We start from the raw sequence: 22,615 nt of genomic DNA, 5'->3' as shown, positions 1-22,615 counted from the left end.
TGTTTTTCCTATAAATCCAGCGGTGATATCTCTAGTTTTGGCGAATGAACACCTCCAACATCAATTACTGCCTCGCTGTTTCCGTTTGGCAGCTTACCACCAGGAATCCAAAACTCATTGGCTCCCGCCTCATTTCCAGACGGAACTCTGAGGTTGAGCTCCCGGGGGTTAGTGATATCGACTCGTACTAGCTTGTTGCTTTCTAGAAAACCTGGTGACAATCCAAGTGAGTTTTCTAATGCGGATGCATTCCCTTTAGTTGAGGACAGTAATTTATCAGCCTCAGTCTTAGGCATGATAAAAGATGTTCCATCGCGCTGACCAATACCATATTTGTCTAGGTTAGATTGGGTCATAAATCTGGTTGCACCGCTATCAAACTGAGCCAGGTGATTGGATATATATTCCGACGAAAGATATTCACTTGGATTTGGTCGAGACCCTTTCGGAATTGCGGTGATTTCCTCAATTTGTGACTGTGTCAGCGGAGGGGACGCGTCAGGGCAATCGCCCGGGACACAACTCAACCCCAACGGATCCACCCACCCCGTAGGGTTTGGCACGTACTGGTAGTTGTTCAACCCACCCGCAAGCTTGATCGGATCCGGCGTTAAATACCGCCCAGTACCCGGATTGTAGTAGCGATGCCGGTTGTAATGTAAGCCCGATTCCGCATCGAAGTACTGACCCTGGAAGCGCAGCGGGTTGTCGATTTCCGCAATGTCGAGGGTGGCGAGGTTGCCGTAGGCGCGGTATTTCGCCGACCACATGATCTCGCCGCTGTAGTCGGTGAGTTCCTGCGGAGTGCCGAGGTGGTCGAGTTGGTAGTAGAACGGCTCGGCTTTTAGTGGGCCTTCACCATCGAGCATCGCCAAGGGGCGGAAGGTGCCCGGCTCGTAGATGTAGCTGCGATAGCGATTGCTCGCGCTTTCGGCGATGAGGCGTTCGCCTTGCCACAGGAACTCTGTGGTCTGGCCGTCGACGGTTTTGGCGATTCGACGGCCGAAGGCGTCGTACTCATAGCTTGCGACGCTGCCACCAGGGAGGCTGACTCCGATCAATCGGTGTTGGCAGTCATATCGGTACTCGGTGACGAGCTTTTGCCCGGTGCCACGGCGTTCGCGGATCTGATTTCCGTAGGCGTCGTAGTCGTAATGGCGATCACCCTGCATGAGCAGGCGATTGCCTTTTACGTTGGCCAGGTTCGTGGTTGGCTGGTCGCCTTGACCCAGGAGGTTGCCCGCTGGGTCGTGGGCGAAGCTTTCCGGGGTGGTGCCACGGACGTTGATCAGGCGGTCGAGCGGGTCGTAGTGGTAGCTGCGGTTGCCTTTACGGCTGTCGTCGATGCCGGCGAGGTTGCCGTTGGCGTCGTAGGCGTATCGGCGCCGGAACAGGTTGCGATCTTGCTGACTGACGCTGTGAGCTTGCAATCGACCTTGTTCGTCGTACTGGTATTGGCTGAGCAGCAGACCCTGTTGACGCTGCTGTTCGCGACCGGCGCTGAACTGGTGAGTGGTCAGACGCGAGCCATTAAGGTCGATGCTGCTCAGGCGACCACCGGATTGGTGGCGGTAGTCGAGTTTGCTGCCATCGGGTAGGCGGCAATGGCTAAGCTGGCCGAGTTGGTCGTACTCGTAACGCAGGGTGCCCCAGCCTTGGTGCTCGGTGATGAGGCGGTCTTGCAGGTCGTATTCGTAGGCGAGGGGCCAGTGGCCGTCGTCGACTTTCACGAGGCGACCGAGGGCGTCATAGCTGTAGTGAATCTTCTCGCCATCGGCCAGGGTTTTCACCAGCAAGCGGCCAGCGGTGTCGCGTTGGTACTCAGTGACCAGCTCACTGCCGTCGTCGCCGAACTCGGTTTTCTTCAGCAACTGGCCGTTGAGGTCGTATTCGTAGGCGGTACGTCGACCGTCGAAACCGGTTTCCTGCTGGATGAGACCATTAGGGTAATAGTCGAGGTGGTAGTGCTCGCCACGTTGGTTTTCGATCTCGCTGAGCAGCAGGCGCGAGTTGTCGTAGCGATAGCGCAGCTGGCTGCCATCCGGGTTGATGCGGCGGCTGACCAGGTGCAGGTTATCGGCGTATTCGAAGCGGGTGACTCGACCCAGTTCATCACGTTCGGCGGTGACTTTTCCGTAGGCGTTGTAGGTGAACGCACGGGTTGCGCCACCGGGCAGGGTGATTTGCGCGAGGCGGTTCGCCGCGTCCCATTGGTATTGGGTGATCGCGCCGCTTTCGTCCTGGCGAGTGATTTGCCGACCTAGCGCGTCATAGCGGTACTTGCGTTGACCGCCGTCCGGCAGCTGTTCTTCGAGCAGTTGGCCGAGATTGTTCCAACCCAGCTGATGACGGCTGCCGTCGGGGTGGCGGATTTCCAGCAGGCGGCCCTGGCGGTTGTAGCTGTAATGGGTCGAATTGCCGTCTGGGTCGATTTGTTCCGTGATGTCGCCTTGGTCGTTGCGCCAGTATTTCCAGGTCGCCGGCCCACGGTTCACAACGCGGACGAAGCCGCGGTAGTACTCGTAGGTAGTCGGTGCATCTTCCGGTGGAATGACCGCGACCAGTCGGCCGGCGTCGTTGTACTGGTATTCGGTGACTGCGCCGAGTGGGTCTTTTTCGGCGATCAGGCGACCCTTGTCATCATAGACCTTGAGGTGTTCCGCACCGTCCGGGTCGACTTTGGCGACCAGTCGAGCCTTATCATCGTGGGTGTAGACCTCTTCGCTGCCATCAGCGTTGGTAACCTTAACGCTCGGCTTCACCGGCGGCGTTTTTGGCTTCGATCAGCCGCTGGTGGGCATCGTAGCTGTAGGTGACTAAGGTTTGGATGGTGCTCCAGGCGTCTTCCAGATTGTCAGCCGGGCTGAACTGCTGATAGTCGATGGCGACGATGTGCTTTCGATCGTAACGCACGAGGAGGGCGCGACCGGCACCGTTATCGACACGTTTGATTCGACCGTGGATGTCACGAGTAATGTGCAGGCGATTGCCATAATCGTCACTGATGGCAATCAGCGACGCGCCTTTGGTGTTGTAGCGGAAATGGTCAGACTAACCAAAAGGGGACAGATTTATTTTCGTGATTGCGTGGAAAATAAATCTGTCCCCTATTTTTCTAAATTAAATATCAACTACAAGCTTTTCTAGGAACTCCGAGAACGAGTTAGCTAAAAAAACATGTGATCTGACAGGGTTGTCGTAGTATTCGGATTCATAGAAGTAAATATTGCCATATTCATTTTCTTTGATAGAAAAACAAAAATAGTCCCCTCCCGCATCAGCAGCGAAAGGAACAAGGTTTTTCGGCATTAATGAGTTGTGAACGAATGTCTCTTTGTAGGTTGACTCGATAGTGTCGCCCCCATATTTCAAAGGTAGGAATTCGTTTATCTTATAGCCGTTACCATTAAGCTCAAACAAATTCACTTCCGAGTGGCCTCCGTTGTTTATTTTGTAGAACTCTTTGAATTCTTTTGGGAATTTTATATTTAGCTGTTGCTCTGCGTTTTTTATGTCTGCGTCTGTTACTGGTAGATTTTGGTCTTGTAAATTCATTTGTAAATTCTCCTAGCGTTTATATTCTACGTCGTGATGCGCTTCATATTGGCTTACGGAGCCCTTGTGAGGAATAGTAGCTTTATGAGCTTTCCGTTGCACAAGTTCTAATGTTGATGTATTCGTTACAGGATCATAATCATCCAAATGGTGCCAAGTATAGTCGGGTGGAGAGTCCATACCTGTAGGTATGTGATCCTTCAAACCCGCTTCCTCATTGGCTAACTTAAAATCGTTCCTTCTGCTACCAGTCATCGGGACTTTCACAATGTTTTTTTGGCCAGGTTCAACGGGATACAGGTATTCAGAATCCCGGAATGTAGGGCCGCCATTTGGCGTTACTTTTACGTTCTCAAATCCCTTGGACTGAGCTTGCTGGTGGATTGCCAACTCTTCCGTTTTAGGCGGCGGGCAGTCTTTTAGCGTTTGCAATCCTAACGGATCCACCCATCCGGTAGGGTTTGGCACGTACTGGTAGTTGTTCAGCCCACCCGCCAGCTTGATCGGATCCGGTGTCAGATACCGCCCGCTACTCGGATTGTAGTAGCGATGCCGGTTGTAATGTAAGCCCGTCTCTGCGTCGAAGTACTGCCCTTGGAAGCGCAATGGGTTGTCGATTTCCGCGATATCGAGGGCGGCGAGATTGCCATAGGCGCGGTATTTCGCCGACCACATGATCTCGCCGCTGTAGTCGGTGAGTTCCTGTGGGGTACCAAGGTGGTCGAGTTGGTAGTAGAACGGCGTTGCTTTCAGTGGGCCTTCGCCGTCCAGCATTGCCAGTGGCCGGAAGCTACCCGGCTCGTAGATGTAACTGCGATAACGATTGTCGCCGCTTTCGGCAATCAGTTGATTGCCCTGCCAGAGGAACTCAGTCGTTAATCCGTCGACGGTCTTGGCAACGCGGCGACCGAAAGCATCATACCTGTAGGTTGCGTTACTGCCGCCTGGCAAGCTAACGCCGATTAATCGGTGCTGGCAGTCGTAACGGTATTCGGTAACCAGTTTCTGACCGGCGCCACGACGTTCACGGACCAAGTTGCCAAAAGCGTCGTAATCGTAGTGCCGGTCGCCCTGCATTAGCAGGCGGTTACCTTTGACGTTGGCCAGGTTGGCGGCAGGTTGGTCGCCCTGGCCGAGAAGGTTACCGGCTGGGTCGTGGGCAAAGCTTTCCGGGATTGCGCCACGGACGTTGATCAGACGATCAAGTGGATCGTAGTGATAGCTGCGATTGCCTTTACGACTGTCGTCGATGCCGGCGAGATTGCCGTTGGCGTCGTAAGCGTAGCTGCGCCGGAACAAATTTCGCTCTTGCTGACTGACTGCGTGAGCCTGCAGTCGGCCTTGTTCATCGTATTGATATTCGCTTAGCAACAGTCCCTGTTGGCGTTGTTGTTCGTGCCCCCCACTGAATTGGTGGGTAGTCAGTCGTGAGCCGTTTAGATCTATGCTGCTGAGGCTACCCCCAAGTTTATGGCGGTAGTCGAGTTTGCTGCCGTCAGGGAGGCGACAATGTTTTAGTTGGCCGACGGCGTCGTACTCGTAACGCAAAGTGGCCCAGCCCTGATGTTCCGTAATCAGGCGATCCTGAAGGTCGTACTCATAAGCGATCGGCCAATTGCCGTCATCAATGTTAACCAGCCGCCCCAACGAGTCGTGGCTATAATGGATCTTCTGACCATCGGCCAATGTTTTTACTAGTAAACGACCAGCAGTATCACGTTGGAACTCAGTGACTAGTTCGCTGCCATCATCGCCGAATTCGGTTTTCTTTAACAACTGACCATTGAGGTCATATTCATAGGCGGTGAGACGTCCGTCGAAGCCAATTTCTTGTTGTACTAATCCATTAGGGAAGTAGTCGAGGTGATACCGCTCACCACGTTCGTTTTCGATTTCGCTGAGCAACAAGCGCGAGTTGTCATAGCGATAGCGCAGTTGGCTGCCGTCAGGATTAATGCGACGACTGACTAGGTGGAGGTTGTCGGCGTATTCGTAGCGGGTAATACGGCCTAGCCCATCGCGCTCGGCGGTGACTTTACCGTAGGCGTTGTAGGTGAACGCGCGGATGGCGCCGCCGGGCAGGATGATCTGTGCGATGCGATTGGCTGCGTCCCACTGGTACTGGGTGATGGCACCACTTTCGTCCTGACGGGTGATTTGACGGCCCAGCGCATCGTAGCGGTACTTGCGCTGACCACCGTCAGGCAGGTGCTCTTCAAGCAATTGCCCGAGGTTGTTCCAGCCCAGTTGATGACGGCTGCCGTCGGGTTGGCGGATCTCCAGCAAACGACCTTGCTGGTCGTAGATGTAGTAGGTCGAGTGGCCATCCGGATCAATTTGTTCGGTGATATCACCCTGATCGTTACGCCAATATGTCCAAGTCGCTTGACCGCGCTGCATCAGACGGACGTGACCGTTGTAATAGGAGTAAGTGGTGGGCTCGTCTTCTGGGGGAATGACTGCGACCAGCCGGCCGGCCTCGTTATAACGGTACTCAGTAACCGCTCCGAGCGGATCTTGTTCTGTAACTAAACGGCCTTTGTCGTCGTAGCCTTTGAGATGCTCCGCACCGTCCGGATCCAATTTTCGAATCAAACGGGCTTGATCGTCGTGGGTGTAAATTTCTTCACTGCCGTCGATATTGGTAACGACGACGGAGCCTTTGTCGTCCCACGCGTAATGCGTGTCCATCTGCGAAAAACTCGCCCAGTGATGGATACAACGAGCCGACTTGCCTTCTTTTTCCCACTCCCAGTAGAAACTGGCGCCACCAGTCAGTTGCCGTTCCAGAATCACGTTCTGATCGTCGTAGTCGTAGCGCTCTGCTTCACCTGCCGCGTTCTTTGCCTCAATCAACCGGTGTTGTGAGTCATAGCTGTAACTAACCATCGTCTGGATGGTGTTCCAAGCATCCTCCAGGTTGTCTGCCGGGCTGAACTGCTGATAGTCGATAGCAACGATGTGTTTGCGGTCATATCGTACGAGAAGGGCCCGACCGGCACCGTTATCGACCCGTTTGATTCGCCCGTGAATATCACGGGTGATGTGTAGGCGGTTGTCGTATTTGTCGCTGATTGCGATCAGCGTAGAACCCTTGCTGTTGTAGCGGAAGTGATAGAACTGTGCGCGATCACCTGCCTGTGCGAGAACTAGCTCAGATGGGTCTTCGCCAACAAAAATGGCTGCTTGTGACAGGCTGTTGGTGATTGCAGGTCGCTTGCGGCTAGGTAACGGAAAGGTGGTTGTACGATTTTCGTGATCGGTCCAGACCACCTCCTCTCCGTTCACATCCACGCGTTGTGCCAAGGTGTGGCTCCAACCGTAACCGAGGCCACAGTCGATTTCCGCGGCGCTGGTACGGTAAAGGCGAGTCCACTCGAAAGGTAGCAGTCCGCCGAGTTCGCCATCGGTCAGCGTTAGCAGCTCTTCGCCAGTGACCATAGATACCGGGCAGTTGTTGGTGCAGGTTTTCTCGGCACTGGTTGCACTTTTATCGTCAGGGGTTTTCGACTGACTAGAAGCATCGTCAACCTTTTCTTTCGGCTCAAGATTGTTCTGTTGCTGTTTTTTATCTCGCGGAAACGAAGAAGCATCCTTCACTTCCTGCTTCGGCGTGTCCGTGGTTTTCGGCACCTGACTCTTCGAGCCGTTGGCCGCCGCCTCGTCGATCTTGATCGCCGCTGTTTTCGTCGGTTTCATCGGCACGTTCTTGGCGCTGGCAATCACCGGTTTCGAAACCTCGGCGTGCGCCGGCAAGCTGTGCTCGCCACTCAACTTCATCAGTGTCGCGGCCAGTTCTTCGAGGTATTTGACGGCCTCACCGGATTTGACCGTGGACAGGGCTTTGGTCCCCACGCGCACTGCGATACCGGCACCGCCGGTGAGGCAGATACCCAGCACCACGTTGACCAGGAACTCGGACGCAATGGCGGTCACCACATCGACAACCACTTGCGGCGGCAGCATACCGACCCAGGCCACAATCGCCGACACGTAGATGAACATCAGCGGTTCGTCGCTGAGGATCAACAAGCCCGAGGCAATCGATTCCTTGGACGCGGCATAGAGTTTGTCGATCTCGACGTCCGACAGGTATTTGCGCAGTTTTTCCAGGTTTTCCTTCGGGTGCGCGAGCAGTTCGAACAGGCTTTTGATGTCGTCCCACAGCCGGAGCAACGCTTGCTCCAGGCCATCCATCGCGCGCTTCAACAAAATGACCGAGCGGCCCATGCGGTCAGCCGCCGAGTAGCTGGTCCACTGCGGTTGGAACTTGCCCGACCACTCGCTTTGCAGCCAGCCGTTGAGTTTGCCGATCACGCCCTGATACGAGTCGTAGAGTGCCTTGACGTCGCTCTGGGACACGTTCGGGAAGAAGGTGATGCGATACATCTGGCCTTTTTTGCAGCCATCGATGACCTTGATGCCGCTGGGGCCAATGGTGGTTTCAATCGCCGGACCGGTGACGTCGTCGTAAACGACGCCTTTGGTGACTGGCTCCAAGCGTACCGGCGTATTGCCGATCGGTACGAAACGCGCCGAGTCGAACATGTGGATCACGGTGAAATCGCCGGCCAGGGGGCAGGTGGCGTAGGTTTCGACGGCGCCGGTCTTGGTCTTGCGCTTGGTAATGCTGACTTCATTACCGACCTTGAAAGTCTGATCCACGTCCAGCGCCCAACCGGTCCAGAAGCCGTCGGCCCAGTCTTTGTAGTCACTCAGGCAACTCTTGAAGTCTTTGAGAATCAGGTTCACGTCAGGTGTTTTGGCGTCCAGCACGCGCAGGACCAAGGTACCAATCGGGGTATTCATGACGTGACTTCCTTTGTCAGCTGAGCAGCAAGACGCTCTGCCATATCTTCTGTATTGGATTGTTGGCGCACGAAGCGCTCGACCTTGTGGCGCAAGTTACTTTCGGGGAAGGCGAAGAACAGTTCCGGGCAGTCCTCTCCCAGCCACTGCATCAGGTTGTCGACGACGGTGGTGTGGTCTTTTTTCGCCAGCGTGTCGACTAACTTCTGCGGCACCTCCCACCATGGCCAGGCCTTCGCTGGTGGCACTCCCCTCGGTCCCACGTCGAGTGGCTGGCCATTGATCAGGTAGCGGTCAAACACCGGCAAAACTTCTCCCGCGCCAGCTCCCAATCCTTCAAGAATCGGGAAAATATGCCGCCCATCCCAAAACCGAAAGAACACCTCGGTCCCATCCGGCATCCGCACTTGAGTCAAACTGCGAAGATGTTCGAACACCACGTCCGGGGTGCTGGTGGACACCGCCAGCCAGCCCCAATCCTGAGCGTCGGTTTCAGCAATCCACTGAAGGAAACCGGCGTTGGGTTTCAGTTCGGCGAGGTAGGGCATCACTGGCTGCCAATCGGCGTACGGCGTGCCGCTCCAGATCGGGATCAGCTCCGGCGCCATCTCCTGCTGGTAGAAGGCCTTCAGTGGCTCGGCATCGCTCGCCGCACTGACAATCAAATAAAGACGTTCATTAGCCTGCAACGGCCGTTCCGCCAGCCAATCCTGCGGGGTCAAAAGATCAGATCGCACAAGCACCTGCCTTGCATTTCTCGCACTCTTCACAGAACGGCGCGTTGCGTTTGAGGGTGTTGATCTGCGCCGGGGTCAGGACCGCGCCGGCCTTGTCGGCGTCGGCCTGTTTCAACACGCCGGGCATCAGTGGTGCGGCGCCGGTGCCGTTCCCCGGACTACCGCCGGAGTTCATGTTGATCACCGGGCCGCTCAGGGTGACGCCACTGCCGTCGATCTTGATGAAGCTGCCACCGCCCTTGAGGGTCAGTTCGCTGCCGGCTTCGAGCACGACTTTCATGCCGCTGCTCAGGTGGATTTCCTGGCCTGCCTCGATGAATTGGCCGGTGCCGACCTTGATGTGCTGGTTGACGCCCACGGTGAGGTGGTCGTTGGCGCGGGTTTCGACTTTGCGGTCGGCGTAGACGGTGTGGTGTTCTTCGGCCTTGAATTCGCTGTAGCTGTTTTGCTCGACGGTGTCGTGGCGTTCGTTGCCGACGCGGATTTTCTGGTCGTGCTCGACGTTTTCGTCCCAGTCGCGTTGGGCGTGCAGGAAGATTTGTTCCTGGCCCTTTTTGTCTTCGATGCGCAGTTCGTTGTAACCGCCGCCGCCCGGTGAGCTCAGGGTTTTGAAGGTGCTGCGGGTCTTGTTCGCCGGCAGGGCGTACGGGACGACGTTTTCCTTGTGGTACAGACAGCCGCTGATCAGCGGTTGGTCGGGGTCGCCTTCGAGGAAGGAGACGAGCACTTCCATGCCGATGCGCGGGATGGCGATACCGCCGTAATGGGCGCCGGCCCAGGCGGAGGAGACGCGCAGCCAGCAACTGGTCTTGTCGTCGGCCTGGCCTTCGCGGTCCCAGTGGAATTGCACTTTGACGCGGCCGTATTGGTCGCAGTGGATCTCTTCACCCTTGGGCCCGGTGACCACGGCGCTTTGGCTGCCGAGGATGCGCGGTTTCTTTTGCGTTAGCGGCGGGCGGTTCGGCACGTCCCACGGGGTGGCCTGGAAGCGGTTGCGGTAGCCCTGGTGGAAATCGTCTTTCAGCTTGGTGGTGTCGCTGGTGACTGACTCTTCCAGCACTTGCGGCTGTTTGCCTTCGTGGAGGATTTCGGTCAGCAGCCACAGATCGTTCCATTTGGCTTTCGGGTGTTGGGTCAGGGCCAGGAAATGGCCGCTGACCAGCAACGGCTGATCGCTTTTGCCTTCGGCGAGCTGGAAGTCGCTGCGGTGACGTTCGAGGGCGCGTTTGGCCAGGTGCTTGCCGCGTTCGCGGTCGATGAAGCGACCGGGGTAGTCGTAGTCTTCGAGGTCGGGCAGGGCGTCGCCGCGGTTTTCGCTTTCGAGAGTGATGCGTGGTTTTTCGAAGTCGTAGTCGCGGCGGGTGGTGCGGCTGGTGCGGGTTTCCAGGCGCAGGTCGAAGCGCTTGATCACCGGGTCGTTGGCGACCATGCCGGAGTCTTGCTGGTAGGCTACGGGCGCGAGTTTCGGGAACACCGTCTGGTCATCGCCGAACACCAGTTTGTGAGTCGTGGCGCTGTGCTGAAAGTGGTAATGGATACCTTCTTCCTCGCACAGACGCTGAACGAACTGCAGGTCCGATTCATCGTACTGAACGCAGTAAATGCGCTCCGGATAAATCGCCCCGACTTTGAATTCGTAGGCATTGCTTTGGATGCCGTGCTCTTCGAGAACGCTGCCGATGATTTTCGGCACCGTGAGGTTCTGGAAGATGCGTTGGTTGATGCGGTGCGCCAGGTAAGACAGTTGCGGACGCAGGGTCACCGCGTAGCGGGTCAGGCGTTTGCCGGAATCACCCTGGGCGGCGCGATAGATTTGGCCATGGATGCCGCTGCCGTCAGGCGAGAGCTGCAAGAAGGCCGGTTTGTGCAGCAGGGTCTCGAGGTCCAGGGACGGCTGTTCACTGACCAGCTCCACCTCAAACACAAAAGGCTGGCTGATGGCTTCCCGACCTTGCAGGGAAAGAACCTGGAAGTCGCTGGAAAGACCTTCGATGGTCAGGGCAAAGTGAGTTTGATTGGCCGGCGCGAACATCCCTTGTTCCTCGTGCAGTGCTGCGGCGTAAACCAATACCCGATCAAAGGATCAGCAGACGCAAAATTCTGGAAAGGCGTAAACAACATCGACCAGCAGAGCTGGCCGATGCGTGAAGCGGTCAGCCGCGATTAAGCGACTGGCTGACGCCAGTCATCGGAACCCGAAGTACCGGATACTTCGTGGGTCCAGGTGATTTTGCGGTAGGTGAATTGCACTTCTTCCAGGTGAGTGAAGTGCGAGTTCGACGGGTCCTGGCAGTTGTGCATTTTGTTGTTGATGGCGACGATGATCGCGTCTTCCAGTTTGGTGGTGTAGTAGTGCTCTTGGGTACCTTGAGCCGAAGTGCGGTACCACTGGATAACGATTTCGCTCATGCGCTCGCCGGAGGTCAGAGCAGCTTGCAGCAGTGGCGAAGCCTTGTCGTAGACCTTGGTGATCACGACTGGCTTGTGAACGCGCTGACCGGTCGGTTGGCCGGACTGTGGGTCACGCGGGATGATCACGTCGTGGCTGAAAGCCTGAACCATGACCTGGTCTTCGTGGCCTTCCTGGTAAGTGTTGCCAACCGAGTCGGCGGTGAATGCGCCGGCGGTGATCAGACCTTGTTTTTCGCCAGTGACGGACATGTACGCTGGTGTAGCCATGGATGTGCTCCTTGCTAAAAATTGAGGGTGCCCGGGAGGCGGTATCGCCCGGTGGGTGCCTGACTGTTATCAAGGTCCGTGCCAGAAACGGTTAAGGCTATATAAATCAGGTGGTTGAGAGGATTTTAGGAGCTCGCGGAGAATCTTCTGCAGCGATCGCCTGTGAATGTGCGCAAGAAGTTGCGCAGTACTGCGCAACTTCTTGCGCACTTGGCTGGAGCGCCTGACGGGCCGGGCGATCAGCGCCCCGGGAAGGGCTTTCGCAGCGTCGAGTGCGCAACTTCTTGCGCATCAAGGCGGTTGGCCATCATTCGGTGACCCATCGTCTGATTTGCCGAAAACCGGTAGCAGAACCGCTAGGGTGACAGGTGCAACGAATGCTGCAGCCTGGAGGTCAAACTCAGCGCCGAGATGAATGAACATCTGCGAACTCAAGGAGAACGACATGAAAATCCTGATGGTTCTAACGTCACACGATCAATTGGGTAACACGGGTAAGAAAACCGGCTTCTGGCTGGAAGAATTCGCCGCACCGTACTTTGCCTTCAAGGACGCCGGCGCTCAGCTGACCCTGGCCTCGCCCAAGGGCGGCCAACCACCGCTGGACCCAAAAAGCGACGAGCCGGACGCGCAAACTGCGGCCACCGAGCGCTTTCGCAAAGACTCCGCCGCCCAGTCCGCATTGGCGTCTACCGCTCTGCTGAGCAGCGCGAGGGCTGAAGATTACGACGCGATTTTCTACCCGGGCGGGCATGGCCCGCTGTGGGATTTGGCCGAAGACAAAATTTCGATCGCTCTGATCGAGGCGTTTTACCAGGCGGGCAAACCGGTCGCGGCCGTCTGCCACGCACCGGGTGTGTTGCGTCACGTCAAGGGCGCGGACGGCCAGCCGCTGGTCAAAGGCAAGCGCGTGACGGGGTTTACCAACACTGAGGAAGAGGCTGTGCAACTGACGAAAGTTGTGCCGTTTTTGGTGGAGGACATGCTTAAGGAGAAGGGTGGCGTCTATTCCAAGGGGGCTGACTGGGCGAGTTATGTGCTCACTGATGGCTTGCTGATTACCGGTCAGAATCCGGCGTCGTCCGAGGCTGCCGCTGAGGCGTTGTTGGCGAAGCTGAAATAAGATCAAAAGATCGTCCGAACGCCGCTCGAGCCTCGGACGATCTTTTTGCGGCGTGAACGGTTAATCGTCCAATGCGGCGAAACATTCCTCGATCGAGCGCCGCTGCGTCTCGGCATACAACGCCAACTCATCAATCGTCGATCGCCCCAGCGCCTTCTCGAACACCTGCCGGTTCGACTGCACGCCATAGTGGGTTTGCGCCGCATCTCCCAGGTTTGACTGAAAAATCCCCGCTGCGCTAACCGGCAGGAAGTCTTCGTACACCAAAGGTTCAACCCGCAAATACCCGCCGCTGAGCAGATCTTCCAGCGACCACGATTTCAGCTCTTCGGCCCCCAAGCCTTTTTCCGTGACGAAGTAGCGAAAGTACGCCAGTTCCTGTTGGCGCATGCCCTCAACGGTGTCAGGGAATTCTGCAAAGTGCTGCGCCATCAGCGCGTTGTAACGTGCGGCATTGGCCTCATTGGGGAAGTCTTTCAATTCATCCCGGGCAGCGTTGAGCAAACGGTCGTAAAGCGCCCGGCCTTTGGGGGTGAGCGCCGCGCCGCGTTGCTCGATCTCGCCGAAACGGGCGCTGTGGCTGCCGTGAGTCTGGGTTTGATCGGTGAAGGCGACAGGCTCGTCCAGGGCCTTGAAACTGGTCTGGCGCAGCAGGATCGGGCACTGACGGCGGGGCGGGCCTTCGATCACCGCTTTGGGGGTGATGCCGTGGGCAGGCATTTGCGCCTGGACGATGTCGATGTCCAGGGTGCGCGGCGTCAGGTGGTTGATATGCGGGCCGGTGAACGCCACCACGTCGGCGATCAGGCGATGCTGGGCGCTGAGTTTGCGGTACTGCTCGGCGGTCACGGTGGCGGTGTGATGCCAGCGGAACGTTTCCAGCGCTTGTTCGACGAAGTCCTGGGCCTCCTGTTCGGTGAGGCCGCCCTGTGTTTCGGCGCGCTCGATGAGAATCAGCGCCGTGGGCGTGAAGATCGAACGCTTATCCAGCACCGACTGGGCGAACGCTCGTAGTTCCAGGTCTTCGATCAGTTCCAGGCGCAGCAGGGAGGTGAATACCCGGAACGGGCTGACCTGCAACGCCGCTTCATGCACCGCGCGAAAAGCCGTCGAGTGCACCGGCACGCCGGCCGGGGTCAGGTCGTAATAACCCACCGGTTGCATGCCCATCACCGCAAACAGCCGGGCGAGGGTCGCCAGTTCATCGGCGGTGCCGACACGGATCGCGCCATGCCGCTCCAGGTCCAGGCGCTGGATTTCACCGGTGCTGTTCAACTGTCGGGCGATCTGCGGATCGCTGTCCAGCACGTGACGGTTGGTCTGTTCCACCAGCTCCATCAGCGCGCCGTACAGCGGCACTTCTTCGCGGTACATGTCGGACATCGCTTTGGAGAAGCGTTGACGGATCAGATCAGGGCTGACGAAGTTCGGGTGACTCATAAAAAACTTCCTGGTGCGGTGACGTAAAGGATGCGGGAAAAGATCGCAGCCTTGCGCGGCGCCGACAAACGAAGAATCTTACGAACTTCATTCTGCAAAGGACTGCTTGTTCAATGCAGTCGCTGATCCTGAGGGCTTTCAGAGCGCAGCGATGCCAAAAATTCCCGATACAACCTCGCCGTGTTCGTCGGTTGTTCCACCATCGGCATATGGCCGGTGTGGTCCCAGACTTCCACTCGCAGATCGGCGATGCCTTTGCTCCAGATCGCCACGCTGCTGACATCGATCAAGCGGTCCTTGTGTCCCCACAGCAACAGCGCCTGGCACTTGATGTCGGGCAGTTTCGGTTCCATCGGCGGGCTGGCACGGAAGTCGTTGAAGATTTCTTCCAGCTCATCGCGACTCTGTTCATAGCGCTGCGCGATGGCGTCCAGCACCACTTTGGGTACCCACGGTGGTTCGGCCATGGTCATGGCGTAGAAGCGCTGGAATTCTTCCCGTGAATGAATCAGGAACGGGTTGTGGCCCTTGGCCAAATGCCGCTCCAGGTCGCTGGCTTCGGGGGCGGTGACACCCGCGGGGTCGATCAGGGCCAGCGAAACAATGCGATCCGGGTACGTGGCCGCCAGCCACGCGGCCATGTAACCGCCCATCGAGTTGCCGATCACGTGGACTTTCTCGACGCCGCAGACATCGAGCAACTGGATCATCCGCTTGGCCTGCAACGGAATGTCGTAGCCGCCGCCCGCCTTGAAGCCGGTTTCGCCATGGCCGGCGATGTCGGGGATGATCACCCGATAGTTGCCGACAAAGTGCCGGGCAAAACGCAGCCAGATATTTTTGTCGGCGCTGTAGCCGTGGAGCATCAGCACGCTGCTGGACGCTTCGTACGGCCCGCCTTGCCAGGTCGAGACGGTCATTTCGGCGATCGGCACGACAATTTTGTGCAGTCCATACAGCTTGGCCTCTATCGACATGTTCAAGTCATAGAGCCAATGACCGATGGCCGGGTAACTCAACCAGCTCCAGGCCACGAAAACTGCGATTGCGACAACCAACAAAAGCATCAGGCATCTTCCTTTTACGTGATCAGGACAGAATGTGATCGGCGGGTTTCAGCGCTCTGGTCAACCGGTGATAGCTGAAACTGAACCCCGGAAACATCGCAATCACATGACCGCTCTTGCTTTGATACCAACTGTGACAGCCCCCGGACTTCCATACCGTGCGCTCCATCTCCCGGTGGATCATTTCAGTGTAGGTACGTTCTGCTTCGGGGCGTACCTCGATGCTGCGCAAACCCTGTTCTTTTAACGTGCGGATGCAATCGAGAATGTAGTTCATCTGAGACTCGATGATGAACAGCGCCGAGGTGTGGCCGATGCCCGTGTTGGGGCCGGTGACGATAAACAGGTTGGGGAAGTCCGGCAGGCTGGTGCCGAGATAGGCCCGTGGATACTGGGCCCAGAAATCTTTGAGTTGTGTGCCGTTTTTGCCGGTGACCGGGTAGGAAATCACCCCGTCGGTGGCGTCGTAACCGGTGGACCAGACGATCAGGTCCAGGTCGATGTGTTGGCCGTCCTGGGTGATGATGCCGGTTTCATCGATGGCGGCGATGCCTTGTTCGCGGCTGTGTAGCGTCACATTACTGCGACCGAGTGCCGGGTACAGGGTGCTTGAGATGATTATCCGTTTGCAGCCGATGGCATAGTCAGGCGTCAGTTTCTGCCGCAATTGAGGGTCAGGCACTTGCCGTTTGAGGAAGCGCAGGGCGTGTTGCTGGACCAAGCGGATCGCTGGTTTCGAATACTTGAAGGCAATCACTCGGGTTTCGAACTGCCAGTAGATCATCCAGCGCAATAACTTATAGGCCGGTTTGAGCCCCAGCAACCAACGCTGGAAAGGCCCAAAGGCACGGTCGGCCCGAGGCAATACCCAGTGCGGCGTGCGCTGGAACACATGCAGATGCTCGACGTCCGGGGCAATCGTCGGAATAACCTGGGCCGCGCTGGCGCCACTGCCTACGATGGCCACGCGTTTTTGCCGGTAATCGTAGGTGTGATCCCAATTGTTGGTGTGAAAAGTCTTGCCCTGAAACCGCTCCTGGCCCTCGAAGTGGGGGACCACGGGTTGGCTCAGCGGCCCGGTGGCGTTGATCAGGAACTGCGCATGGAATGTGCCTTTGCTGGCGGTGCGCACCGCCCAGCGTTTGCCGTCGTCGTCCCATTCGATGCGCTCGACATTGGCCTGCAGTTCCACCTTGTCTCGCAGGCCGAAGTGCTCCACCACGTACTGGGTGTAGTGGTGCAGTTCGGCCTGCTCGGCGAACATTTGCGTCCAGCTGTAGGGGGCGAAGGACAGCGAATAGAGCGGCGAGGGCACGTCGACCGCGGCACCGGGGTAGGTGTTTTGGCACCAGGTGCCACCGAAAAAGTCCCGTCGTTCCAGCAGGCGGAAATCGCCGATGCCTGCCTTGAGCAAATTGATCGCGGCGCACTGGCCGCCAAAACCGCTGCCGATGATCAACACTTGAAAGGTCTGCATGGGTCTCCTTTTTTATCGTTATTGATCGAACCCTCCTTTCATTTATAGCCAATCATTGAACGCTCGCCTCATGGCTATGCCTCGGTATTCAGTCCGCCAGCCGGTGATGGCTATTTGCCGTTACCCTGATAGACTCTCATCACACTTGAAACCCTTGTGTTTTCAGGTTCCGTTCTGTGGCGCAGAGGCTCCTATGGGAAAAACGGGAGGAAAAGGACTTTCACTGGCCAGGAGGCTCTATACATCGCGAATCCTGGGTTTGGCTTTGGGGCTGTTGCTCGTGAGCGCGGCGATGTATCCACTCAACCCTGCACCGTGGATCTGGGTGGCGATGCTGCTCAACGCCGTCGTCTGGCCGCACCTGGCTTATCAATGGGCGCGCCGCGCGCAAGTGCCTTATCACGCCGAACACCGCAACCTGCTGGTGGACGCCTTTCTCGGCGGCTTTTGGGTCGCCGCCATGCACTTCAATCCGCTTCCCGGCGCGACGACCCTGGCCATGATGGCGATGAACAATGTGGCCATTGGCGGTTTGCGTTTCCTGTTGGCGGGATCCGTGGCGCAGATTCTCGGGATGGGCGTCGGACTGCTGATTTTCTCCCCCGACTTCGTCCCGCAAACCAGCCAACTGCAGATGTATGCCTGTTTGCCCTTGATGTGTTTGTATCCGCTGGCATTGGGCTGGATCTGCTTCCGCCAGGCCTACACCCTCGGCCGACAAAAGCGTGAATTGTTGGCCCTGAGCCGCACCGACAGCCTCACCGGCCTGCTGAACCACGGCGCCTGGAAGGATCAACTGGAGATCGAATTCCAGCGTTGCAAACGTCAGCAGCAGGGCGGGGCGATTGCGCTGATCGACATCGACCATTTCAAAACCATCAACGACACCTACGGCCACGTCGCTGGCGACATCGTTCTGCGTCAGCTGAGCAAAATGCTCAAGCAGAACCTGCGTGCGGCGGATGTTGCCGGGCGTTACGGTGGCGACGAGTTCTGCGTGATCCTCCCGGACCTTCCCCTCACGAGCGCTGCGGCCGCCATGGATGCCCTGCGTGATCGCTTCGCCACCTTGGGTTATGAGCAGAGCCCGGCGCTGAAAGTCAGCCTGAGCATCGGCCTGGCCGCCTTCAACCCGGCACACACCGACGCAACCCTGTGGCTCAACGACGCCGACCAGGCGCTCTACGAAGCCAAAGCCACCGGTCGCAACCGCGTCATCTGTTGCAGCGATGGCAAACCGCATCACGAATTGCTCGATTCGGTGTGACCTTGTGGGAGTGAGCTTGTCTCCGGGCGGCGATCCGACGATGGCGGCAGTTCATCAACATCATTGCAAGCTGACCCACCGCTATCGCGAGCAAGCTCGCTCCCACAGGATCTTCGGTCTATCAGGTTCGTCTGTGTCGCATTCGGTCTAGAGCCTTGCGCCGTAGTCAGGTAGGGTGTTTTTCACCCCCGACACGAAACAAGGATCGATTCATGACGTTCAATCTCCCTCGCTCCCTTCTGGCCACCAGCCTTGGCCTGACCCTCGTCCTCGGCGCTTTTGCTCCCGCCGCCTTCGCCGAACCGCACAAACAAGTCCTCGCCGATTCCGAACAGTACAAGGGCGAAGCCCTGAAGTTACTGGAACGTTTGGTGAACATCGACTCCGGTTCCGGCTATGAACCGGGCCTGACGAAAGTCAGCGACATTGCCATCGACGAACTGAAAAAACTCGGCGCGACCATCGAGCTTGTGCCCAATACCCCAGACAAAAGCAGCCATGTGATCGCGACCCTGAAAGGCACCGGCAAGGCAAAAATCCTGCTGATGGCGCACATGGACACCGTCTTCAAGGAAGGTTCGGCCGCCGAGCGTCCGTTCCACATCAAGGACGGCCGCGCCTATGGACCGGGCGTCATGGATGACAAGGGCGGCATCGTTGCCGGGATCTACGCGCTGAAAGTCCTGAAAAACCTCGACTTCAAGGACTACGCGCAAATCACCTTTCTGCTCGACGCCAGCGAAGAAACCGGCTCGGACATCGCCACCGACCTGATCAAGAAAACCGCCAAGACCCACGACGTCACCCTCAACCTCGAACCGGGCCGCCCGGCGGATGGCCTGGTGGTGTGGCGCAAAGGCAGTGCCACCGCAGTGGTCGAGGTCAAGGGCAAGGCGGCTCATGCCGGTGTCGCGCCGGAGCTGGGACGCAACGCCGCCATGGAAGCGGCGCACCAGATTTTGCAGCTCGGCAAACTGGGCGACGCGGAGAAGAAAACCACCATCAACTTCACCGTACTCAAGGCTGGCGACCGCACCAACGTGATACCGGACCAAGCCACCGCCAAGGCTGACGTGCGGGCGGCAGTGCCGGAGGAGTTTGACCGGATCGAGAAGGACCTGGCGCGGGTTTCGAAAGACGAGCTGATTGCTGACACAGAAGTCACCACCACACTTCAGCGCGGATTGCCGCCGATGCCGCAAACGCCGGAATCGGATCGGTTGATGGCCATGGCTCAGGGGATTTACGGGGAAATTGGCCGCAAGTTGACGGAAGAAGGCAGCGGTGGGGCGGCGGATGCCAGCCTGTCAGCGGGCGTGGGTACGCCGACGCTGGATGGGTTCGGGATTGTTGGCGGCAATATTCATACGCCGGAGGAATACGCGGAGGTTGAGAGCGTGGCGCCGCGGATTTATCTGTTGTCGCGGATGATTATGGAGTTGGCTAAGGCTCACTGAATTGCGTGCGGTTTTGAGGGGGGGTGGGTCAGGTGAATCCACCCCTCTCCCCAAAGGGGCGAGGGGACTGACCGAGTTGTTTTGGCTATTTACTGCGACCTGAGAGATTGAGTCGAACTTGGATTCGGCCAACAGCAAATCACTTAAAAATCGCATTCAACTCGGTCGTTCACGTCGCCGGATTCCTCAAGAAACCCACGGTCAGTCCCCTCTACCCTCTGGGGCGGTCCGACGTTTCGGGAGGGTTAGGGTGAGGGGTGTTTCTCAAGCCAGATACCGCCGTCAAAACCACCCCACAACTTTCCAAGACGTTTCCTACAACGTACCCTGTTGCCGCGTTTCGGCATCGACCCCTATAGTTCGGGCTCGCGGAAAACTCTGCGAACGACCTTGGCCGGTCGATCACACCAAACGCATCAGCGTCATTGTTTAGGCATTTTCATGTCTGGACGTCGTGTTATGGCAGCTGTGCGCGGGACACCTTTGGGTGTGCCGGTTGTGGGTGTGCCGGTCGGCCAACCCGCACACAGCTGCCACCTTAATTCGCTTGGCCGCGAACGGTGGTAGCTCAAATATGGAGTTACACCCCATGTTCGACCAAGTCATGCCCCGCAACCTCCCCATCGACACCACGACGCCGAAACCCCGGTGCTCTTCATCAACACCCACAAAGAACTCAGCGACATCGCCGCTTGCGCTGCGCATCGTTTCACCGTGGTTCGCGATCTGGCGGACACCTTGTCCAGCCTGAACCTCAAAGACATTTCCGATTGCGATCTGATGCGCGTTACCCGGGCGGTTCATCTGCTGATGCGCGAAGGCTGCGCGATGCTGAATGTGGTTCAGGCGCGGGCGTTGCAGCGGGAGGGGGAGTTCAAGACTCCGGCCTGACAGGCGAGTGAGTTCTGTGGCGAGGGAGTTAAGCTCCGTCGCCACCGGTAAACACTCTCGCTGTAGTTACTCCTTGACGCTCATAAACTCTTCCGCCCAACGGATGTATTCCTCAGGCTGCGTATAGGTATGAGTCAGCTCGGTAGCGCTCAAGTCCGACGCTTGGGTAAAGATCTGCCGTTGTTCCCGTAGGCTGTCATACGTGGCCTTGATCGCGGCGAAGTAGGCGCCGTGGCCGTCGATGGTGACCCGCACGCCCAGTTCGGCCAGGCGTTTATCGTCGCGCAGCAGCGGATTGCCGTAGGTGACCAGCATCAGCGGCACGCTCAGGTGCTCGGCGATTTGTTCGAGGTGGTCGAAGTCCCGCACGCCTACCATGCAAATCCCGTCCGCACCGGCCTGCTGGTACTGCTTGGTGCGGCTGATGATTTCCTGGATCGGCAGGATCCCCGCGTTGGTGCGGGCGATGATCGCCATCTCCGAGTCGACCCGGGCTTCCAGTGCCGCACGAATCTTGCCGACGCCTTCCGCCACCCCGATCAGGTCGGTGGACTTGCGGCCGAACTGGGCGGGCAGCAGCGTGTCTTCGATGGTCAGGGCGGCCACGCCGGCACGTTCGAGTTCGACGATGGTGCGCATGACGTTCAGCGCGTTGCCGTAGCCGTGGTCGGCGTCGGCGATGACCGGCAATTGGGCGACACGGCCAATGCGAGTGGCCTGCTCGGCAAACTCGCTGAGGGTGATCAAGGCAAAGTCGGGGGCGCCCAGTACCTGCAACGATGCGACTGAACCGCCCAGGATCCCCACTTCAAAACCCAGATCAGCGGCAATGCGAGCCGACATCGGGTCGAAGACCGACGCCGTGTGATAGCAGGTGTTGGAAGCGAACAGCTCGCGAAAGTTACGGCGTAAATCTTGATGAGAAAGCCTGGACATATGAGTTCCACCACTGCAATGGGAATGGAAGGGCTTGAGCAAAAGTGTCAACGCCGAAGGAACAAAAGGCTATCACGCGAGCAGGGGAAGGATGATGACGATTTTGCAGAGGCGGATGGACCACCGTCGGTCACGCCGCCACTGACTGCTGCTGTTGATTGAGCAGCGGCACGGCGCGTACCGAGTTGCCGGGTTGCAGTTGCAGGCGTTTGGCGGTGAGGCGGTCGACGATCAGGCTGTTGCCCACTTGCCTGGCCTGAGCGGCGGTGATGCGGCAGTTTTCCAGGCGACGGTTGTGGATCAGCCACACCGGGGCCTGCTCGTCGGGCGTACCGATGGCCAGCAGCAGCGGTTGGCTGTCGCGCACGGTGCGGATGTTCGAGACCGGGGCTTCGATCACCGGGCCGGCGTCGAAGATGTCGATGTAACCCTTATGGGCAAACCCTTCGGCGGTGAGGATTTTCAGCGCCGGTTCGGTGTTCGGGTGCGCCTTGCCGATCACGGCCTGGGCCTGTTCGGTGAGCAGGCAGGTGTAGAGCGGTTGGCGTGGCATCAGTTCAGCGATGAACGACTTGCTGCCCAGTCCCGACAAGTGGTCGGCGTGGCTGAAATCCATCTTGAAGAAGTGCCGGCCCAGGCTGTCCCAGAACGGTGAACAGCCATGTTCGTCGGCGCTGCCACGCAGTTCGGCGATGAGTTTGTCGCCGAACAGGTGTGGAAATTCGGCCACAAACAACAAACGCCCCAACGACAACAATCGACCGTTATTGCCCTGGCGTTGATCGGGTCGCAGAAACAGCGAGCAAATCTCCGATTGGCCGGTCATTTCATTGTTCAGGAACAATGTGGGGATCTGTCGCCGGATACCCAGGTCCGGTGACGAACTGACCGTGAGCCCGACCCGGTAGTTGTACCATGGCTCGCGCAGGCCCACGGCGCCCACCAGGGCACTGACGCCCACCAACTGCTGATCGTCGTCTTCGAGTACGAAGAGGTAATCGGCATCAGCGCGTTCGACCTGTTCGGCGAAAGTTCGTTGGGCCCAGCGCACCCGGTGGGTCAGGCGTTCCTCGTTGGCCGGCAGGGTGGTGAAGCCGGGGCCGGCCTGGTGCACCAGATTCAGCAAGGCGGGCAGGTCGGTGACGTGAACCGGGCGGACAATCATGATGCAACTCCT

Annotated in this window: 13 protein-coding genes and 2 pseudogenes; 4 read left to right on the top strand and 11 right to left on the bottom strand. The window is 57.9% G+C overall.

Annotation, left to right across the window (positions count from 1 at the left end):
* Window positions 1–8: 8 nt before the first annotated feature.
* The 6 genes and pseudogenes from ACA056_RS17300 to ACA056_RS17275 all read right to left on the bottom strand — a co-directional run.
* Window positions 9–3,045 (bottom strand): annotated as a pseudogene (locus ACA056_RS17300) (RHS repeat-associated core domain-containing protein); the annotation flags it as partial.
* 75 nt (window positions 3,046–3,120) lie between these two features.
* Entirely contained in the window at window positions 3,121–3,555 is a 435-nt protein-coding gene (locus ACA056_RS17295) for an SMI1/KNR4 family protein (RefSeq protein ID WP_497266411.1), read from the bottom strand.
* 12 nt (window positions 3,556–3,567) lie between these two features.
* On the bottom strand, window positions 3,568–8,364 hold the full coding sequence (locus ACA056_RS17290) for an RHS repeat-associated core domain-containing protein (RefSeq protein ID WP_497266409.1): 4,797 nt from the start codon (window positions 8,362–8,364) through the stop codon (window positions 3,568–3,570).
* Window positions 8,361–9,101, bottom strand: a complete 741-nt coding sequence (locus ACA056_RS17285) for a DUF4123 domain-containing protein (RefSeq protein ID WP_497266407.1) — start codon at window positions 9,099–9,101, stop codon at window positions 8,361–8,363. Before ACA056_RS17285 ends, ACA056_RS17290 begins: the two co-directional genes overlap by 4 nt.
* Window positions 9,091–11,133 (bottom strand): type VI secretion system Vgr family protein, encoded by a 2,043-nt coding sequence (locus ACA056_RS17280; RefSeq protein ID WP_497266405.1) that lies wholly within the window; start codon window positions 11,131–11,133, stop codon window positions 9,091–9,093. Before ACA056_RS17280 ends, ACA056_RS17285 begins: the two co-directional genes overlap by 11 nt.
* 131 nt (window positions 11,134–11,264) lie before the next feature.
* Window positions 11,265–11,780 carry an Hcp family type VI secretion system effector gene (locus tag ACA056_RS17275; RefSeq protein WP_054051032.1) on the bottom strand — a complete coding sequence of 172 codons (516 nt, stop codon included), beginning with the start codon at window positions 11,778–11,780 and terminating at the stop codon, window positions 11,265–11,267.
* 445 nt (window positions 11,781–12,225) lie between these two features.
* Here ACA056_RS17275 and ACA056_RS17270 point away from each other — a divergent pair, with 445 nt between their 5' ends.
* Window positions 12,226–12,903: a type 1 glutamine amidotransferase domain-containing protein gene (locus tag ACA056_RS17270; protein ID WP_497266403.1), complete on the top strand. Its 678-nt coding sequence runs from the start codon at window positions 12,226–12,228 to the stop codon at window positions 12,901–12,903.
* Between the two features lie 60 nt (window positions 12,904–12,963).
* Here the strand turns inward: ACA056_RS17270 and hglS are convergent, their stop codons facing one another.
* The 3 genes from hglS to ACA056_RS17255 form a co-directional block, all read right to left on the bottom strand.
* On the bottom strand, window positions 12,964–14,343 hold the full coding sequence (gene hglS / locus ACA056_RS17265) for a 2-oxoadipate dioxygenase/decarboxylase HglS (RefSeq protein ID WP_497266401.1): 1,380 nt from the start codon (window positions 14,341–14,343) through the stop codon (window positions 12,964–12,966).
* Window positions 14,344–14,453: 110 nt separating this feature from the next.
* Window positions 14,454–15,410, bottom strand: a complete 957-nt coding sequence (locus ACA056_RS17260) for an alpha/beta fold hydrolase (RefSeq protein WP_497266399.1) — start codon at window positions 15,408–15,410, stop codon at window positions 14,454–14,456.
* 22 nt (window positions 15,411–15,432) lie between these two features.
* Complete coding sequence (locus ACA056_RS17255; protein WP_497266397.1) at window positions 15,433–16,887, bottom strand: flavin-containing monooxygenase; 1,455 nt, start codon at window positions 16,885–16,887, stop codon at window positions 15,433–15,435.
* A 193-nt stretch (window positions 16,888–17,080) separates the two neighbouring features.
* On the opposite strand from ACA056_RS17255, the gene ACA056_RS17250 reads away from it, so the two are divergent.
* From ACA056_RS17250 to ACA056_RS17240, 3 genes and pseudogenes are all read left to right on the top strand, one after another.
* A complete protein-coding gene (locus ACA056_RS17250; protein ID WP_497266395.1) occupies window positions 17,081–18,154 on the top strand; it encodes a diguanylate cyclase in 1,074 nt (357 codons plus the stop codon).
* A 212-nt stretch (window positions 18,155–18,366) separates the two neighbouring features.
* Window positions 18,367–19,611, top strand: a complete 1,245-nt coding sequence (locus tag ACA056_RS17245) for a M20/M25/M40 family metallo-hydrolase (protein WP_497266393.1) — start codon at window positions 18,367–18,369, stop codon at window positions 19,609–19,611.
* 589 nt (window positions 19,612–20,200) lie between these two features.
* A pseudogene (locus ACA056_RS17240) lies at window positions 20,201–20,502 on the top strand (hypothetical protein).
* A gap of 66 nt (window positions 20,503–20,568) precedes the next feature.
* Here ACA056_RS17240 and ACA056_RS17235 read toward each other — a convergent pair.
* Window positions 20,569–21,438: an isocitrate lyase/PEP mutase family protein gene (locus ACA056_RS17235; protein WP_497266391.1), complete on the bottom strand. Its 870-nt coding sequence runs from the start codon at window positions 21,436–21,438 to the stop codon at window positions 20,569–20,571.
* A 130-nt stretch (window positions 21,439–21,568) separates the two neighbouring features.
* The gene (astA, locus tag ACA056_RS17230) at window positions 21,569–22,603 is read right to left on the bottom strand and encodes an arginine N-succinyltransferase (RefSeq protein ID WP_497266389.1); all 1,035 of its coding nucleotides are present in this window, start codon (window positions 22,601–22,603) and stop codon (window positions 21,569–21,571) included.
* Window positions 22,604–22,615: the final 12 nt, after the last annotated feature.

The sequence above is a fragment of the Pseudomonas sp. LBUM1666 genome, assembly GCF_059695775.1.
The sequence above is the reverse complement of the archived record's forward strand: the minus strand, read 5'-3'. Positions and strand labels throughout refer to the sequence as shown.

What these genes read in the sequence shown, in the direction of transcription:
- ACA056_RS17295 (WP_497266411.1), bottom strand. Translation starts at nt 3,555, where the DNA reads ATGAATTTACAAGACCAAAATCTACCAGTAACAGACGCAGACATAAAA.
- ACA056_RS17290 (WP_497266409.1), bottom strand. Translation starts at nt 8,364, where the DNA reads ATGAATACCCCGATTGGTACCTTGGTCCTGCGCGTGCTGGACGCCAAA.
- ACA056_RS17280 (WP_497266405.1), bottom strand. Translation starts at nt 11,133, where the DNA reads ATGTTCGCGCCGGCCAATCAAACTCACTTTGCCCTGACCATCGAAGGT.
- ACA056_RS17275 (WP_054051032.1), bottom strand. Translation starts at nt 11,780, where the DNA reads ATGGCTACACCAGCGTACATGTCCGTCACTGGCGAAAAACAAGGTCTG.
- ACA056_RS17270 (WP_497266403.1), top strand. Translation starts at nt 12,226, where the DNA reads ATGAAAATCCTGATGGTTCTAACGTCACACGATCAATTGGGTAACACG.
- hglS (WP_497266401.1), bottom strand. Translation starts at nt 14,343, where the DNA reads ATGAGTCACCCGAACTTCGTCAGCCCTGATCTGATCCGTCAACGCTTC.
- ACA056_RS17260 (WP_497266399.1), bottom strand. Translation starts at nt 15,410, where the DNA reads ATGCTTTTGTTGGTTGTCGCAATCGCAGTTTTCGTGGCCTGGAGCTGG.
- ACA056_RS17255 (WP_497266397.1), bottom strand. Translation starts at nt 16,887, where the DNA reads ATGCAGACCTTTCAAGTGTTGATCATCGGCAGCGGTTTTGGCGGCCAG.
- ACA056_RS17250 (WP_497266395.1), top strand. Translation starts at nt 17,081, where the DNA reads ATGGGAAAAACGGGAGGAAAAGGACTTTCACTGGCCAGGAGGCTCTAT.
- ACA056_RS17245 (WP_497266393.1), top strand. Translation starts at nt 18,367, where the DNA reads ATGACGTTCAATCTCCCTCGCTCCCTTCTGGCCACCAGCCTTGGCCTG.
- ACA056_RS17235 (WP_497266391.1), bottom strand. Translation starts at nt 21,438, where the DNA reads ATGTCCAGGCTTTCTCATCAAGATTTACGCCGTAACTTTCGCGAGCTG.
- astA (WP_497266389.1), bottom strand. Translation starts at nt 22,603, where the DNA reads ATGATTGTCCGCCCGGTTCACGTCACCGACCTGCCCGCCTTGCTGAAT.